General features: G+C 45.5%; 15 protein-coding genes. 3 read left to right on the top strand and 12 right to left on the bottom strand.

The annotated features are described in order from the left end of the window. Positions 1-76: 76 nt before the first annotated feature. The 11 genes from R6H26_RS26190 to R6H26_RS26140 all read right to left on the bottom strand — a co-directional run bounded on the left by R6H26_RS26190 (position 77) and on the right by R6H26_RS26140 (position 14,099). Complete coding sequence (locus tag R6H26_RS26190) at positions 77-1,219, bottom strand: response regulator (protein WP_404786805.1); 1,143 nt, start codon at positions 1,217-1,219, stop codon at positions 77-79. Positions 1,220-1,324: 105 nt separating this feature from the next. After that, the gene (locus R6H26_RS26185; protein ID WP_404786803.1) at positions 1,325-3,271 is read right to left on the bottom strand and encodes a PAS domain S-box protein; all 1,947 of its coding nucleotides are present in this window, start codon (positions 3,269-3,271) and stop codon (positions 1,325-1,327) included. A gap of 95 nt (positions 3,272-3,366) precedes the next feature. Further along, positions 3,367-6,240 carry a PAS domain S-box protein gene (locus tag R6H26_RS26180; RefSeq protein WP_404786801.1) on the bottom strand — a complete coding sequence of 958 codons (2,874 nt, stop codon included), beginning with the start codon at positions 6,238-6,240 and terminating at the stop codon, positions 3,367-3,369. 18 nt (positions 6,241-6,258) lie between these two features. Next, positions 6,259-6,603, bottom strand: coding sequence for a hypothetical protein (locus R6H26_RS26175; protein WP_404786800.1), 345 nt, complete (start codon positions 6,601-6,603; stop codon positions 6,259-6,261). Positions 6,604-6,648: 45 nt separating this feature from the next. Next, complete coding sequence (locus tag R6H26_RS26170; protein ID WP_404786799.1) at positions 6,649-7,512, bottom strand: hypothetical protein; 864 nt, start codon at positions 7,510-7,512, stop codon at positions 6,649-6,651. Between the two features lie 621 nt (positions 7,513-8,133). After that, on the bottom strand, positions 8,134-8,409 hold the full coding sequence (locus R6H26_RS26165) for a hypothetical protein (RefSeq protein WP_404786798.1): 276 nt from the start codon (positions 8,407-8,409) through the stop codon (positions 8,134-8,136). A gap of 212 nt (positions 8,410-8,621) precedes the next feature. Next, a complete protein-coding gene (locus R6H26_RS26160; protein WP_404786796.1) occupies positions 8,622-8,990 on the bottom strand; it encodes an STAS domain-containing protein in 369 nt (122 codons plus the stop codon). A 613-nt stretch (positions 8,991-9,603) separates the two neighbouring features. Continuing rightward, positions 9,604-9,822, bottom strand: a complete 219-nt coding sequence (locus tag R6H26_RS26155) for a hypothetical protein (protein ID WP_404786794.1) — start codon at positions 9,820-9,822, stop codon at positions 9,604-9,606. Between the two features lie 148 nt (positions 9,823-9,970). Then, positions 9,971-11,200, bottom strand: a complete 1,230-nt coding sequence (locus R6H26_RS26150) for an RNA-guided endonuclease InsQ/TnpB family protein (protein ID WP_404791454.1) — start codon at positions 11,198-11,200, stop codon at positions 9,971-9,973. A 279-nt stretch (positions 11,201-11,479) separates the two neighbouring features. Continuing rightward, on the bottom strand, positions 11,480-12,742 hold the full coding sequence (locus R6H26_RS26145; protein WP_404786793.1) for an HD domain-containing protein: 1,263 nt from the start codon (positions 12,740-12,742) through the stop codon (positions 11,480-11,482). Continuing rightward, positions 12,723-14,099 (bottom strand): S41 family peptidase, encoded by a 1,377-nt coding sequence (locus tag R6H26_RS26140; protein ID WP_404786791.1) that lies wholly within the window; start codon positions 14,097-14,099, stop codon positions 12,723-12,725. The genes R6H26_RS26145 and R6H26_RS26140 overlap by 20 nt, the downstream gene beginning before the upstream one ends. Before the next feature lie 167 nt (positions 14,100-14,266). Between R6H26_RS26140 and petB the strand changes: the two genes are divergently transcribed. Continuing rightward, positions 14,267-14,914 carry a cytochrome b6 gene (gene petB / locus R6H26_RS26135; protein WP_404786790.1) on the top strand — a complete coding sequence of 216 codons (648 nt, stop codon included), beginning with the start codon at positions 14,267-14,269 and terminating at the stop codon, positions 14,912-14,914. 52 nt (positions 14,915-14,966) lie between these two features. Then, on the top strand, positions 14,967-15,452 hold the full coding sequence (gene petD / locus R6H26_RS26130) for a cytochrome b6-f complex subunit IV (protein WP_404786789.1): 486 nt from the start codon (positions 14,967-14,969) through the stop codon (positions 15,450-15,452). Positions 15,453-15,528: 76 nt separating this feature from the next. Here the strand turns inward: petD and eno are convergent, their stop codons facing one another. Next, the gene (gene eno, locus R6H26_RS26125; protein WP_404786787.1) at positions 15,529-16,818 is read right to left on the bottom strand and encodes a phosphopyruvate hydratase; all 1,290 of its coding nucleotides are present in this window, start codon (positions 16,816-16,818) and stop codon (positions 15,529-15,531) included. A 152-nt stretch (positions 16,819-16,970) separates the two neighbouring features. Between eno and gloA the strand changes: the two genes are divergently transcribed. After that, positions 16,971-17,402: a lactoylglutathione lyase gene (gene gloA, locus R6H26_RS26120; RefSeq protein WP_404786786.1), complete on the top strand. Its 432-nt coding sequence runs from the start codon at positions 16,971-16,973 to the stop codon at positions 17,400-17,402. Positions 17,403-17,493: the final 91 nt, after the last annotated feature.

The raw sequence follows: 17,493 nt of genomic DNA, 5'->3' as shown, positions 1-17,493 counted from the left end.
AAAAATAGCCACTTGAACGAATATTCTGATTCTTAGATACAGGACTACAAGACTTATGATGCCCAATTCTGGAGAGCTAGGAAGCAATTTCAGCACTTTTTGCCAGTGTGTTGGATGCCTGAATCCTGGTGGAAATAGGTAAAGTAACCCGGACAATAGTTTGCGTAGACGGTGTGCTATGAACCTCAAGGCTTCCACCATGAAGTTCTACTATCCGCTTTGCGATCGTTAAACCTAAGCCTGAACCTCCGTTACCGCTGAGCTTTTTGCCAAACTGGACATAGGCACCAATGCTTTTCAGCTCTTGCTGAGATAATCCTTGACCGCGATCGGAAATAGTCAGTTGAAATTGACCAGACTCTAAGGAGGTTAAAACTTGTACAGTGGATTCTGGTGGTGAGAATTTAAAGGCATTGTCTAGTAACTCTTCAACAATCTTGGCGAGATTTGCCTCTAGAATAGGAACGATAGCGGGTTGAAGTTGTAGGTCTAGATCGGCATCTCGTCCGACTTGCTGTGCTTTTGCTTTTGCGATTTCAGCAATAATGTTTGCGCTATCAGTCGCACACTGTCCGCGAAATGTAGCTGCTTGTAAGGGATCTTGAAGGGTTACTTCCAATAAGGCATAGAGCAAGAAATTTTGCAAAATCTTTTCCAAGCGTAAGCTGGCATCATAGCTTTCTTTTGCGGTCGATACTAGAGTGGGGTGAATGAGGTCGGATTCTCCTCCTTGGATTGTTTCTAGAAAAGACCGTACTCTCTGGAGCGGGATAAAAAGTTCTGTGGGTAATGATGTTGCAACGCTACCCCGGATTTGTTCTAGTTTTTCCTGATATTGTTTGTGAACGACCGCCCTTTTATCCAGCCGAGCAAAAACGGTCTCCAGTAGCTCTTCACGACTAAAGGGTTTGGTCAGATAATCATCTGCTCCAAGGCTCATGCCTAAACGCATATCAGTTCGATCTACTTTAGCTGTAAGAAATATAAAGGGAATCGTTTCAGTTTCTGGATTTTTGCTCAACTCATTCCGGACACGATAACCATCCACTTTAGGCATCATGATATCGCACAAAATTAAGTCGGGATTCTGTTCCTGAGCCAGTTTTATACCTAGCTCCCCATTATCAACGCCAATTACTTCAAAATTCTCAAAACTTAGAATCTTAAGAATATTTGACCGAATTGACAGCTCGTCTTCAATTATTAAAATTTTTTTCATTAAAAATGCCTCAATTATTCAAAAAAATTTAGAAAAGTACTCTCTTTGAGAGCAATCTTTTCATCTAATTACTGTCAGGATTTTTAATTAGCAAATGTATGTCATTCAAAGTGGTATTGTCACCACAAATTTAGTTCCAGATCCTACCTGACTTTCAACACTTATTGAACCACCTTGAACTTCGACCAACCGTTTCACAATGGATAACCCCAAGCCAGTACCTGCGATATTGCTCACATTTTCAGCTCTAAAAAAGGGTTGAAAGAGGTTTTGAATAGATTCGGATGGGATACCAATACCCCGATCTTCAACGCAAAAAATAGCGGCTCGATCCTGGCATCGGACTTCAAACCTAATTGTTCCCCCCTGAGGCCAATATTTAACAGCATTTAGGATCAAGTTTGAAAAAATATGCCGCAAAAGCTTTTCATCCATTTGGACCTGAAGGCACTGGTCTTCAACAATGAGGGAGATATTGTGTTCCGTTTTAATATTACGCTGCAATTCAGAAACTAAATCCTGGCAGAACTGTTTCAAATCAAGCGGAACAGGATTACAGATTAGGTTGCCAGTTTCGGATTTATTCAAAGTTAGTACATCGTTTAAGAGGGTTGTCATCCGCTGAATAGCGGTCCGAATTTGCTGAAAGTACTCTTGCTTTTCTTGCTCTGTAGAACGATGCCCGTAGTGATCCAGCAACTCTAAGGAGGAAAGCATGGTCGCTAAAGGGGTACGATATTCATGGGACACCATGGATACAAAGCGAGTTTTTAGGTCGTTAAGCTCTCGTTCTTTTGCGAGGGATTTCAAAATCTCTGCTTCCGCCTGTTTGCGCATTATTTCATGTCGTACTCTTTCGCTAATATCTTTCATGAAGCAATAATGCCCCGTCAATTGCTGCTGCTTGTCGTAGGTCGCAACCATAACCACTTGCTTGTGAAAGAGAGAGCCGTCTTTGCGAATTCCTTTTGCTTCAACTTCCACCTTGCCAGTACTCAGCATCTTTTCATACGCTGCCATCAACTTACCGAGATCGTCGGGATGTACCGTTCTTGGCCATTCCATACCAATCATTTCTTCCGGTTGGTATCCGACTGTACTAGCATATGACTGATTGACCATTCGATACTGTCCTTGTAGATCGAGTCGCGAAATTCCCTCCACGGCATGACTTAGGGCAGCAGTGATTTGTTGGAGATCTACTTCCCTCTGCTTGCGATCGCTAATATCTCGCTGTATGGCAATCCAATGAGTAGTCCGACCGTTCTCATCGATCAGAGGCGTAATGTTCAAATCCACCCAGAATTCTGTCCCATCTTTAGTGTAATTGAGAAGTTCAGCTCGAATTGGTTGCCACGACTTTAAAGCAGACCGAATTTTGACACAGGTTGCAACATCTGTTTTGACTCCCTGTAGGATGCGAGGCGTCTTACCCTTAACCTCTTCAAGTCGATACCCTGTCATCCGGGTGAATGACTCATTCACGTAAATAATACGAGGACCTGGCTGGTCAATGGGTTCGGCCTCCGTAATCACAACTCCATCATTCGCATTAACCACAACTGACTGAAGGAGTCGTACCTGCTCTTCCGCCTGCTTGCGAGAACCGATTTCATGCTCTAATTGTTTATTTCGCTCAATAAGCTGTCGTTGCAATCTGCTGAGGCTTAATTGATGCTCAATGCGGGCGATCGCTTCTAACGGTTCTATGGGTTTAGTCAAATAATCGCTACCGCCACTTGAAAAAGCTTTTACTTTGTCAAGGGTTTCGCTCAGCGCACTTACGAAAATAATAGGGATATTGCGAGACCGCTCATTGGCTTTGAGATATTGGCATACCTCATAGCCATCCATCTCCGGCATCAGAATATCTAACAGAATAAGATCCGGCAGTTTTGCAAGGACCGATTGGATCGCTAAATGTCCGCTAGGCGCAGAGCGAATTTTATAGCCCTGAGCGGACAACATTTTATTCAGGAAAATTAAATTTTCAGGCACATCATCAATAATGAGAATATTTCCTCTCGTTGAAGCAGATGAAGGAATAGTCATGACAGTTGGGGGTTGCCTGGTATGGTTAGTCTAAATAAATCTTTGTTTTAGGATGGACAGTCGATCTGTTCGAGGGATCGACTGTTACAGATCGTTTAAGAATTAGGCAAACAGTCCGGCTGAATCAAAGGTTTCATTAGGTCTAAGATAAATTCAAATTGGAACGCGCCAACTAAGTCAGCCAAATGGGTTGCCAGGTGGGGATAATTCTTTTTTACTTGGTCAAGTATCGCTTTTATTACTTCTATATCGCCTTCAAGAACTGCTTGATGGAGAGCTGCGAGCCTGTCTTGGGATAAAACTTGGAGATGATGAGCTGCAATCATGTCGATATCCTGAAGCTCCTTCTGAGAAGATGTAGTAGTTTCAAGTTCAAGCCCTTGGTAGGGAGATCGATCTAGCTGCAACGCCGACCTACAATCAGTCTTTGAGAGGTCTGAGCTAGAGCCAGCTGGCAAGTACCCCACGAAAATTGAGAATTGGAAGCAACTGCCTTGCTCAGGTTGACTGGTTACTTTAATAGTTCCCCCCATCAGTTGAACAAATGCTTGACTGATTGAAAGGCCAAGGCCTGTCCCTCCTTGAAAGTTCTGTCCCGCCCTAGTTTGCACAAAAGTATTGAATATAATGTCTATCTCCTCTGGGGGAATACCAATTCCAGTATCTTCGATTGCAAACACAAGTTTTACTTGAGGTAACGCAGAGTTTGGAGGTAAAGAATCTGGTTCAACGCTTACTTGCAAAACAACGTGACCTTTCTGGGTAAATTTGAGAGCATTACCAAGAAGATTAATCAGAACTTGCCGCAATTTTATCTCATCGGCATGAATGTATTTAGGAACCGTTGACTCGCACTCGACTCTCAGTTTTAAGTATTTTTGCTTTGCTCTTAGAGCAAACATGTCTTGCAGATCGATCAACATCTGCGTTAAATCGAAGTCCCTTTCAACAAGGGTTATCCGACCAACCTCAATTTTGGACATATCCAATACATCGTTCACCAAGGTGCGCAGATGTGAACCACTGCGGTTAATAATACGGAGGTTCTCTTGCTGATCCATACTCAGAGTAGAGTCCTGCGCTAGAAGTTGGCTGAACCCAAGAATAGAATTAAGAGGAGTGCGCAATTCATGGCTCATGTTGACTAAGAATTGGCTTTTCGAGCGATTTGCCGCTTCAGCCAATTCTTTAGCTTGTTTCAAGGCAAGAGTTCGTTCTTCAACCCGTTTTTCGAGCTCTTCATTGATTCTGCAGAGAGTTTCCTCTGCCACTTTTCGATCGCTAATATCTTCAATCACTCCGATGAAATAGTCTGGCTCCCCCGTTAGTTTTCGCAGCAGAGAAGTGGTCAGATTTACCCACACAAAGCTTCGATCTTTGCGGATGTAACGCTTTTCAATAGAGTAAGTTTGTTTCATACCCCCAAGCAGTTGCATACAGAGTTCTAAGTCAGTCGAAATATCTTCAGGATGGGTAATTTCGATAAAGCTTTTGGTCCAAAGTTCTGTTGGAGAGTATCCGGTAATATCGCAGAATGATGGATTAACGCTTAAAAATTTACCGTCTAAACTGCATTGCGCCATACCGACAGCAACTTGTTCAAAAATTGCCCGAAATCTTTCTTCGCTGATCTTTAAACGTTCCTCGGCAGCTTTGCGCTCGCTGATATCTTCAGCAATTCCGGCTATACGGTGTACTTCTCCTAATGCATTCTGAATAGGAAAGGAGCGATCGTGGATCCATCGAATTTCACCATCTGGTCTGAGAATCCGATATTCTATATCGTATTCTGAATGAAGTTGTGCGGGGAGAAGCGATCGCACTCTTTCTCGATCCTCAGAATGTACTGCATTTAGCCATTCCAAGGAATTTTGGTATAAGGATTCACAAGAGCGACCCCAAATCTTTTCAAAGGCAGGACTAATATAAAGTACGGCCTGTTTTGAGACATCAGTCATCCAAAAAACCTGATTGAGATTCTCTGCTAATTGCCGAAATTGCTCCTCGCTAGCCTGTGAGCTGTGCAGAGCCTTGAGAAGCTCCTCCGTTCGCTGCTGCACACGAGTCTCGAATTCCAGATTCATCCGTTTCAGTTCAGCTTCAGCCTGTTTGCAATTACTGATATCCGTATGAGTTCCAATCATCTCTAGGGGCTGCCCTTGTGCAGTGCAGTCAATCACCTTTCTGCGATCTAAAATCCATTTATTATGACCATCTTTGCATTGCATTCGATGCTCGTTAATGCAGAATAGCGTTCGATCTAAGCGATATCGAACAGTCTGTATTACCCGAGCAATATCGTCAGGATGCACGCACTGCAACCACTCGTCTAGGTGATTCAGAATTTCGTCATCTTTACATGCCAGTATTTCTTTCCAACAGCGCGACAAGAACACTGTATCAGGGTTAATAATGCAATCCAAAACACTATCATTATGGGCACTTAAGGCTGACTGCCAATGCTCGCGGCTCTCCTTCAATTCAACTTCTATTCGTTCTCGGTACGTGATATCCGTTTTTTGCACGTCGTCACTGTCACGGATATAATCATCTAAATCACGGCCGATCGCATAAATTAACCGCTGCTCCAAATCAGCACGACCTCTCCACTGCAAAAACTTATAGGAACCATCAAGGCAACGAAAGCGATGGACTAAACTAAATGTCGAATGTCCTTGCATAATGGAATCCATGCGAGCTGATGTTACAGGCCGATCTTCAAGATGAACAAAATCTATAAAAGGCCTTGAAATTAATTCCCAATCCAAATAACCTAATTGACTTCCAAAAGCACGGTTCGTTTGTCTAAATTGACCATCAAAGTCAACAATACATAGTAAATCAACCGAAAATTCAAAAAAATCTTTATCTGTTGCAATATCTGAAAATTCTTTCATAACAAGATGGCTTACCATTAAGAATGGAAAATCATAAGATGAGTAATAAATCTGACTAAAATTTTGAGTCATAAAATTTATATCAACCAGTTAAGTTGATTCTGAATTTATATTTTTAATTGATTTATTATCTATTTTCTGATATCCAAGAATATTTAGAATTTGTAACTCCAATTTTTCTAAATTTTGAGAATTAGCTTGATTTTTATGTATTTTATATACTTTAGTTAAAGCTTCGAGTTGTTTGACATGAAAAATAATATCTGATGGATTCTCATACACAGTCAATAAGATCCGATCGATATCGATTTTATTTGCATTTTCAGAAATCAATACCAAAGATTTTCTAAGTCCAATGTTTTCTCGATGTTTGACCAAAATACCTCTCAACAGATATCTAGTCATCAATGAAATTTCTATAATAGGGGAAGACATAATCAACAAATCACCTAAAGTAACTGCTCTCAAATATTAGGAAGTTTATAGTAATTCATCTCCAAACAAGCTTTCATCCGAATTAACAGAAAATTTACTAAATTCACTAAGATATTCAGATGTATAAATGGAGATAATTTTTCTATAATCTCCATTTATATTTTCTTTCTCAAGTCTTTCAGGTAAATCTCGAATTAGTTTGCAACATTGCTTCATAAAATTTCTAGTCCATTCTCTAATGCTAAGAACGTGGAGAGCTTTAGTTATTTCTTCAGAGTTCCCTTGAAAGATGATTTCAGAATCAAATTTAATTTCAAATTGTTTTAGCCATTCATTTTTAGGTCGAGAAATATTCCAAAAATTTGATGTAATTTTTGGACCCAAATAACCACACACAAAATGGCTCAAAAAGTTAAGTGCATCTAAAATCTGGATAATGCTAATTTCATCTTCAGATTTTTTCTCAGAATGATTTTTTACTGAATCCAATTTTTGATTTTTTTCTTTTGTACATTGAATAAATCGATCTGGGATAAAATCAAAATTTGAAAATTCTTTAAATATTTGGATCGTTAAGTTAACATCTTTCTCTAGCTTGACCTGTAATTGTTTAGCTCTAAAAGATTTGACTACATTGTTTTCATGAAGAACTATAATCAAAATTCTATGCTTCTCATCTAGTTGATAGACATACGCATGGTAGTCCTTGACATTAAACTCAAAAAAATCGACATCTTCAGGAGAACTGAAAATGTTATCTCGAATATTTTTGATTAGCTCCGATTTTTGAGGATGATTCTGAATTTGCTCTTTAAAGTAAGAATAAGACACAAACTTAGCTTGACAAAGAGCGATACCTAAAACAACAGGTATTTCTAAAAAACTCTTAATATAAGCATCTTGTAACATATCTTTTGGGGTTAAACAAACATCAGTTAAACCAAATGCAGCAATGTAAAAAGCTTGCCAATTTGACTTATATCAAAGCCAAAAGACATTTTCAGAGCTATCTTTAAAAAACAATCAAAAGTACTACGGCATTAGGAGTATCTGAGGATCCTAACCGAGTTCCCAAGACGTTGTACTCTTCACTTTATGGGTAATAAACCCGCTAAGCTTAGAGCTGTGTGAATATTGACGATCTTGGCATAAAATACTTCAAAACCTTGTCAAGTATGAGTTTCAAGGTTTTATCTCCCTTTGAATCAACATCGCCCAAACCCGTATCGCTCAACTCCTTCGCCAACATTTCATATAGACTATGACTATGACTATGATTCCCATAATTTAGGCACTTAGAACTTTTTCTGAATTTGTAGCGGTCATAAGTTCGTTTAGGCTTCTCGACAGATTGACCCTTTCTATTGAAATCACTCGTTTCGATAATATTAGCCAATACAGCGTTTCCCGATCGAGTGAGGTATATTCTTAAACTCATGAGCCCTGTCAGTAAAAGGCTGGCTGTACCTCACTAACCCAGTAACCACTATAAGAGAACATTTATTGCGAGGAGAATACCTCAACCCCCGTTCACCCAAATCGTGAAGTATTGTAACGGTCGATACACTGGATAATTAAATCTTGGTGGCCTGGACGAGACACCACAAATTTATCTATTCCGATATCAATACGAGATAACTTTCCAGAATCCCTCAGGATTTGTCCTCGAAGTCCCTCTTTCTGACAAAATATACGCAATGCTTTTACAGTCGGATCGAAGGACCATTCACAGTTTTCCCACCAATAAAATTTCTTTAAGAAAAAAGGATGAAATACTTTATAAATTGTCAATAAATGATCGTTCATTCCTAAAACTATCCTCATATTTATTTGTAATAATTACAGACCTATTAGGCTTATTCATTAAGGCTAAACTTAAACTTTTGTTTAAATTTTCCTATGATTTCAGAATATTGGATATATTTAAAAAGAATATTGTTAGTAGAGCTTTCACAAAAGCATAAGCTTATTCATGGCACGTTTTCGTTCTCAAATGAGGATTGGAATAATTTGAGGACTTAGGAGTTTAAATTAGAGACGGCTTCAGAAACATTAAATTTTTCAAATGCTTTGAAATTATCCAAACTAAATCTAAGCATCGTATTTGAGGGTATTAAATTCAAAACTGTGTCTAAACCTTTTAAGACAAAGAGCTTATGTACGTCAGCATTAATTGAGAAAATTCTGTGTTCTCCTCCAGCATCATAGATTATTTTAAGACTCTGAAGAAATCTTTCAAGACCTTGCTCATCTAATGCATAAACAGAAGAAAAATCAATGCTGAAAATGAGTTTCCCTTGCTCAAGACCCGTTCGTACTTGTTCCAGAAGTGATAGACCAATTGCAGCATCAATGGAGCCAGTAGGCTTTATGAGAAAAAGAGTCACGTTCAAAACCTCATATCACACCAAGTAAGGCATAGAAAATTGCTAAAAGCTAAGTTTTCTCACCCTACCTTTAAAAAATGAGGAAAATGTGTGGATACTCCAATTACAGAGATTGCAATTGAATTCCGCGCGATGTAGCATCTTTGGGGTCGCAGAATCTCAGATTTAGCGCTAAGCGAGTTTTTGCAAATCCTTGAATAGGCGATCGAGAAAAAAGGTAAGCATGTTGCATTCATCGCTCGCTAGGTTCCCTCTAGTAAAACTTCCTCTCGCTGCGGATATATGGTTAGTGTCCCTAGTTTTTCGCCACTGGACTCAGCCACTTGTATCATGCCTATAAATAATAATAGGGATCGTAGAAGTAGCACATTTAAGGGTGGCCAAAACTTCGGGACACTAACGCAGGCGACTATCTCTTAAAGTTATGGGCTGCTCAGCCTAGAGCAATTAGGGTGCAGTTTTAGAGATGGTCTGAAAAGTTTTGCAGACATTATACTCACCCTCCTAGCCCCCCACCAATTCTGGGGGAAAACCCGAGATTGTGCATTCCTTCCTCCAGAATTAGGGCGCCAGCAGGCGATTCAGGAATGACTGTGACTTTTCAAACCCCCTCTTAATGAAAGATAGGACCAACAGCCTCGCTCGAGCGTTTGCAGCAGGTTCCTTGAGAAGCTGCGCTTGAAGCGCGCTCGGCGGCAGATTTGCTTTGGTAATTGCGGGCGCTTGGCGTGAAGCGATCGCCTATATACTGAATCACTTCAGGCCACTGTTCCCGCAGGACTGCTTTAGCCTTATCAAGAGACGGTTTTGATTGAACGTTGAACTCAGACATAATTCCCCCAGAAAGCGTTTATGCTCGATCGGTACAGATGAGCTAGAACTTCTCTATGATGCCTCGATCGAATGCATTTTCAGCAAAAAATTTCTATCGATCGTCTGAAAAAATTCACCTTTTTTGTGACATCCTCCCGACGCTCACCCTATCGGGTAGAGCGCGGGCTTCCCAAGATCGCTCTTGAGATTTCCTGCTTCATTGCCACCCCAACAGGTTCGGCTCCACAGGCATCAACGATGTGTCCCACCGTTGTTAGACCCCGATTACGAATCACTTGACCACTGGCGACATCTCTATCCGTTTGGTACCCACACTCAGGACAATGATGTACCCGAACAGACAAGTCCTTTTTAACAGATGCGCTGCAAGCAGGACATTCTTGACTGGTGCCGGATGCGCTCACCTTGGAGAAATAGACCCCACGTTTCCAGCTCACCCATTTCAGAGCATCCAGAAATTCTCCCCACCCAGCATCCAGACAATGCTTGCCCAGCATTCCTTTTGCCAAACTCTTCAGGTTCAGTTCTTCCGCAAACACCATCCCCGCTTGATCGCACAGATGATGGGCCGTCTTGCGGTGAAAGTCCTTGCGCCGATTGGCAATCCGTTCGTAAAACCGCGCCACTTTCTGTCGAGCCTTTTGCTGATTCTTTGACCCGTTCTTCTTTCTCGATATCGCTCGGTTCAGCTCTTTAAGCCTGTGTTGAGATTCAACAAAGAATCGGGGGCGTGCAATTAACTCGCCTTCAGAGGTCGCCACAAAACTATTGAGTCCGACATCAATCCCAATGGCATAACCACTCGGAATAATGTCAGGGATTTCAAGATTTGCCTCCAAAATTAGCTGCACATACCATCCAGAAGGACGAAGTATCACTCTGGCTTGCTTCGCTTCAAACCCATCAGGAATGGGACGATGCACTGTAGCTGTTACTTCCCCAATAGAAGGCAACTTGATTGTTCGTTCACCAATCGGATCTTTACCCAACTGCGGGAACGTAAAGCTGCGAAAGCGTTTCTTAAACCGTGGAAATCCATGACCAGCGTTCCACAAGGCATTAAACGCTTTCTCCAAACGTCCCATCACATCTTGGAGAACCTGAGAATGCACCGCGCCAATGGTCGGGATGACTTTTCGAGCTGCGGTCAGATTTCGTTTTTGTTGATAGTACGTGGGCTTGGGAGCATCGACGGCAATGATGTACTCGCTGTGCAAGCTACAGGCGTTGATGTCACACTTTCGAGACTTAATCCAATCGCGACGTTCGCCAAGGGCATAGTTGTAGACTTTGCGGCAGGTTTCTAGCCACTGTGTCATCAACTCCCTCTGTTGAGCATCAGGATAGATTCGGTACTCGTAAGTGAGGTTTATCATCATGCCATGATAGCCCATCCTAGGGGAAAAGCTGAACTCCCTAAGATGGCTTCGCTTAGGCATAATTTGTTCGTTTCGGTACTGTTGTCTTTCCTGTTGCTTTGCAAGGTGGTCAGGCAACGTACCTCAACTCACGCGCCTCTCATCCCGACGCTGACCTGGGTACAGGTAAAGCGCGGGGCTTCCCGTCTAGAAGCTAAACCTAGGGCGAGCGCAACCCCTCTAACAACCGTCTAAACCTTTGGGCTTTTGAGCCTTTGGGCCTGAATAACTCGATCCTCAATCTTTAGCATCGCCTTGGGGCAAATAGGGTTCGATCTCGCGGGGGTAAATCAGCCATGCCCGTTCTAGAGGTTGAATGAGGGTTTGCACTAAAGGTGACAGCTCGCTAATCTCAGTTAAATCGGCCCCCGTTTGGAGCTGAATGCCGCTCTGATATAGCGTATACCCCCGCGTGGTCGCAAACTGGAGGCTCGCATAGTAATCTGGGTCTAGATTTTTTGCCTCAAGGGTTGCCTGCGCCACTCGATAAAGGATTTCTCGCCGAGCAGCACTGTATTGGCTGATATTTTTGGCCTTGAAGAGATTGCGATCGCGATACCTCGCACTCAAATCCCTCAAAATCTCATCCTCACTCTCGCACCATCGCTGCACGTGGTACAGAAAAACCCCATCGTCTGCTGCCAAATAGTCCTTCAACGTCAGTTCTGGATTGGACTGGGTCAGCCAAGCCGTCAAAGTCGCATCCGCTTCCAACGTACCCGAAGCCAACTGCTGGCGGGCGCGATGCATGATGCGCTCGAGCAGCCATCCCGCCGCAATGTTTTTAGAGTGGTTGTAAACCTGCACGTACATGAAGTAGCGCACGATTAAATAATGCTCGATCGCCGCTAACCCCTTGCGCACCACAACCAACTGCTGGCTCTGGGGGTCGTAGTCTAAAGCCAACACAATGCGATCCAAGTCCAATCTTCCGTAAGACGCGCCCGTAAAGTAACTATCGCGCATCAAGTAATCTAGGCGATCGCAGTCGAGCTGGCTGGTCACCATTTGATTCACCATCGGTAGCGGATACTGCTTACGGTAAACGCCGATAATGTCCTGGGCCAGCGTCGGTGACGTTTGGGCCAGCAAAGCCTGAATTTCAGGAGATTCTTGCAGGATGCGCCGCGTCCACTGCTCGTGGTTGCCCTGAAAAATTTCTTCGCAGGTGTGGCTGAACGGACCGTGACCCAAATCGTGGAGCAACGCCGCGCAAAGCGCCACAGTTCGGTGAGGCAATAGTTCTGGATAGCACTTCGCCAGACGGTCAAAGACGCGACGCGCCACGTACATCACGCCCAAAGAATGGGTAAATCGAGACCCCTCCGCGCCGTGGAACGTCAGGCTCGCAGGACCGAGCTGGCGGATTCGTCGCAGCCGCTGAAAGGCAGGCGTATCGATGAGCTGGATCAGCAGCGCTTCCGTTGGATCGGCGGCATCCAGCGTAATCGCCCCGTGGAGGGGGTCGTGATAGGTGCGGCTATAGAGACGTGCCGCCACTGGCTGCTACCTGGGTTTGGGTTAATTGTTCGACAGCAGCTTGATATTGACGATCGCCCAAAGGCGAACTGACCGCATCGTCCAGGGACGGATTGACTGCACTCCGTAGCAGCGGGTTGCCTGCACCTTCAGACTCCGCAACCTTAGGCGCTACGGGGTCGAGCACCACCTCGCGATCGGGCGCGATGCCGACCTTATTGATATTGCGGTGATTGGGGGTTTCGTAAGTAGCGATCGTCACCGCCAGCCCCGAACCGTCCGACAGATCGAACAAAGACTGAATCGCACCTTTGCCAAAGGTTCGCTCCCCGACCAACGTCGCTCGTCCCGTATCCTGAAGCGCGCCTGCCAAAATTTCACTGGCGCTGGCAGTCCCTCGGTTGACCAAAACCACGAGAGGAGCGCGGGTAAGGGCGGGGGTCGTCGCCTCGAAGCTGCCGAGCAATCCGTGCCGGTCTACGGTATAAACGATCGGCTGCGGATCCATCCACAGATCCGCAATTTCAACCCCAGCCTGAAGCAACCCACCTGGATTATTCCGCAGGTCGAGAATATAGCCCTTCACCTTTTTCGCTTCTAAACTTTGAATCGCTTCCTTTAAGTCTTTGGTCGCGTTTGCGTTGAATTGAGCCAGCCGGATATAACCCAACAGCGATCCGTCAGGTGCTTTCCGCACTTCGCTGCGGACGGGGTTGATTTCGATGCGATCGCGTTTCAACGCCACCGTCTCAATGGCCTCGGGCTTGCCGGGGTGCTGCACCTCCAAAACCACAACCGTTCCCGCCTTGCCGCGCATTTTTTCTGCCGCTTCATCTAGAGTGATGTCCGTCGTGAGCACGCCGTCTATCTGCAAAATTTGGTCGCGGGGCTGGAGGTGGGCGATCGCCGCCGGGGACCCCTCAATGGGCGCAATCACCTCTAGATAGCCGGTGTCGGTGTTCACCGAAATTTGCAGTCCCACGCCCGTCAGCTCCCCGGAGGTGCTGGTCCGAAGGCTGCGGTACTGTGCGGGCTGGAGCAACCGCGTATAGGGATCGTTGAGAGTTCCTAACATTTGCCGGATGGCCTCGTAGGTCGCCGCTCGATCTTTGAGGGGTTGCTTGAGGGTCTTTTCGCGGAGCTGCCACCAGTTCTGGTGGTTGAACGTTCCGTCCACGTAGGCCTGATTGACGATCTTCCAAGCTTCGTTGAGCAAAAGCTGATCCGAGGTCAGCGCCAAGGCGCTGGGTACCCAATTCGACCAAAACAATACCTGGAGCGCAACGAGACAGACGAGTTTGACGAAAAGCTTTTTCATATTTGCGGTTTTTGCGAACTCTGGGTGCGGAGCGATCGCCCAATAACGGCCTTCCTTCATTGTGGCAACCTAAAGCCAAAACCAACACAAAATTCTCGTCCGCTCGTCTTCACAACACTTCAAAATACTGCCTCCTCAACTGCTGAAATGAAGATGAAGACTGTGTTACATTCGTTAATGAAAGCGCTGTACTTCTTTCATTAGCAAATTCAGGAATCATCTGTTTTATGAGCAAAGTGTACGACTGGTTTGACGAGCGCCTTGAAGTTGGGGCACTCGCCGAAGACGTCACCAGCAAGTACGTTCCACCTCACGTTAATATCTTTTACTGCCTTGGCGGTATTACCCTCGTGTGCTTCATCGTCCAGTTTGCCACTGGGTTTGCGATGACTTTTTACTATAAACCTACAGTTGCAGAAGCCTTTACTTCCGTCCAGTACCTCATGACGGAAGTCAACTTTGGTTGGCTGATCCGATCTGTACACCGCTGGTCTGCCAGCATGATGGTGTTAATGATGATCCTGCACGTCTTCCGCGTCTACATGACCGGAGGGTTTAAGAAACCACGCGAATTAACCTGGGTCACTGGTGTAGTGCTGGCCGTCATCACCGTTTCCTTTGGGGTAACGGGCTATTCTCTTCCTTGGGATCAAGTCGGCTACTGGGCCGTCAAAATTGTATCTGGCGTTCCGGATGCCATTCCCGTTGTGGGTGGGCTGATGGTGGAACTGCTTCGCGGCGGTACCAGCGTCGGACAATCGACTTTAACTCGTTTTTATAGCCTGCATACTTTTGTTCTGCCTTGGCTGATTGCGGTCTTTATGCTGCTCCACTTCCTCATGATTCGGAAGCAAGGCATCTCAGGTCCGCTTTAACCGCAGAACACGAATCCTCTGCCGAATCTTTGAAGGAGAACATTCTCAAACCATGGCAAAAATTCAAGTCAAACCAGATCTGAGCGATCCGCAGCTGAGAGCGAAGCTGAAACGAGGCATGGGCCACAACTACTACGGCGAACCCGCTTGGCCTAACGATCTGCTCTACATTTTCCCAGTAGTCATCATGGGCACCATGGCGCTTTGCATCGGCTTAGCAGTCTTAGATCCCGCTTTGGTCGGCGAGCCTGCAAATCCCTTTGCAACGCCCCTCGAAATTCTACCGGAATGGTACCTGTATCCTGCGTTTCAAATTTTGCGGGTCGTGCCCAATAAACTGTTGGGCATCGCACTCCAGACCGCGATTCCGTTGGGTCTGATGCTGATTCCATTCATCGAAAACGTCAACAAATTTCAAAATCCTTTCCGCCGTCCGGTGGCCACCAGCATGTTCCTGTTTGGGACGCTGGTTACTCTGTACTTGGGGATCGGTGCAACCCTCCCCATTGACAAGTCTTTAACGTTGGGCCTGTTCTAATCGGATTCGGCGTACTGAACTGATGTTTGATTTTCAAGACCGGAGAGATGCAATGCATCTCTCCGGTTTTTAGTTTTTAGAACGACACCATCGGACCTAAGCCTGCCGCACCCGCATAAACGGCAAAATCTCCAAGCTCGTCTTCAATGCGAAGGAGTCGGTTATATTTTGCCACCCGCTCGCTGCGACACAGGGAACCCGTCTTAATTTGTCCGGCTCGGGTGGCCACAGCCAAATCTGCGATCGTCGTATCTTCCGTTTCGCCAGAGCGATGGCTGACGATCGCCTTAAATCGATTGCGCGTGGCTAGATCGATCGTCTGAAGGGTTTCGGTTAGGGATCCGATCTGATTGAGCTTAATCAGAATGGTGTTGCCCGCCTTTTGCTCGATACCCTGACGCAGCCGTTCGATATTGGTCACAAACAGATCGTCGCCCACGATTTGGAGGCGATCGCCCAGTTTTGCCGTCATCAACTGCCAGTGCGCCCAATCGTCCTCGTGCAGCGGATCTTCAATGGACACAATGGGGAAGCTGTCTGCTAAACCAGCCATGTAGTCGATCAGTTCCACAGCCGAGTGCGCCGTGCCATCGTAGGTATACTGCCCATCTTTATAAAACTCGCTGGCGGCTACGTCTAGAGCAAGCGATACGTCAGTCCCTGGCTTGTACCCTGCCTTCTCAATGGCAGAGATTAGCAATTCCAATGCTTCTTGATTGGAGCCGAGGTTAGGAGCAAAGCCCCCTTCATCGCCTACGCCCGTGAGCAAATTTTTGGCCTTCAGCACTTGACTCAGCGCTGCAAAGACTTCGGCACCCCAGCGAAGCGCCTCTCTGAAGGTCGGCGCGCCGTGGGGCACGATCATGAACTCTTGAATATCGACGTTGTTATCGGCATGGGCGCCGCCATTAATCACATTCATGAGCGGAACGGGCAATACATTGGAGAGCGGCCCGCCCAAGTAACGATAGAGCGGCAGATCTAACGAGGAAGCCGCCGCTTTCGCCGTAGCGAGAGACACGCCCAAAATAGCATTGGCTCCCAGGTTGCTTTTATTGGGAGAGCCATCCAGATCGATCATGATCCGGTCGATTTCGGATTGATTCAACGCATCCAGGCCGATCAACTCCGATTGGATTTCAGTAATGACATTTTCAACGGCCTTTAAAACTCCTTTGCCTCCATATCGATCGGCCTCCTCATCTCTGAGTTCGTGGGCCTCAAAGCTCCCCGTCGAAGCACCGCTAGGAACCTGGGCAATGCCATAAGCCCCGCAGTCCAAGGTCACTTCTGCTTCAATCGTGGGGCGACCTCGCGAATCTAGAATTTCGCGCGCGTAAATCTCGGCGATCGCAGTGTCTTGCATGTGCGTAAAGTTTCCCTATAGCTCAACTCAGTGCTGCTGCACGATACCCTTAAAAAAATGGGCAGTGCAATGCTTCTAAACAATCCTATGGGGGAACGCGCCAGAATGTAACTGCAGAAAAACACAGATGAGCCATTTGGAGGTCTTTTGTCATGCGTTTCTTACACACCATGCTGCGGGTGACAGATTTAGAGCGATCCTTAGCCTTCTATTGCGACGTTTTGGGCATGAAGCTTTTGCGCCGCAAAGACTACCCAGACGGCAAATTTACGCTTGCCTTCGTGGGCTACGGCGATGAATCGGAACAGACCGTCTTAGAACTGACCCATAACTGGGGCGTGGACGCCTACGAGCTAGGAAATGCCTACGGACACATTGCCCTAGGCGTCGGCGATATCTATACAGCTTGTCAAGATATCACCACCAAAGGGGGTAAAATTACGCGTCCCCCAGGCCCGATGAAGCACGGCAGTACCGTCATTGCTTTTGCAGAAGATCCCGACGGTTACAAGGTCGAACTCATTCAGACCGGGCTGCCTTCTGCAGAAACTGCTTCAGTAAACTTGCAAGCATTGCGATCTTAGAAAGCTCCTATCATCGACTTAGAATCCTTCAATCCCTTTCTGAGAAAAAGCTTGAGAAAGAGGAGAGAGAAGAATATTAGCCCCTCTAAAG

Origin of the sequence: Altericista sp. CCNU0014 (assembly GCF_044923475.1) — a bacterium.
GTDB lineage: Bacteria > Cyanobacteriota > Cyanobacteriia > Thermosynechococcales > Thermosynechococcaceae > JAAURS01.
This window is presented reverse-complemented; position numbering and strand designations above follow the sequence as displayed.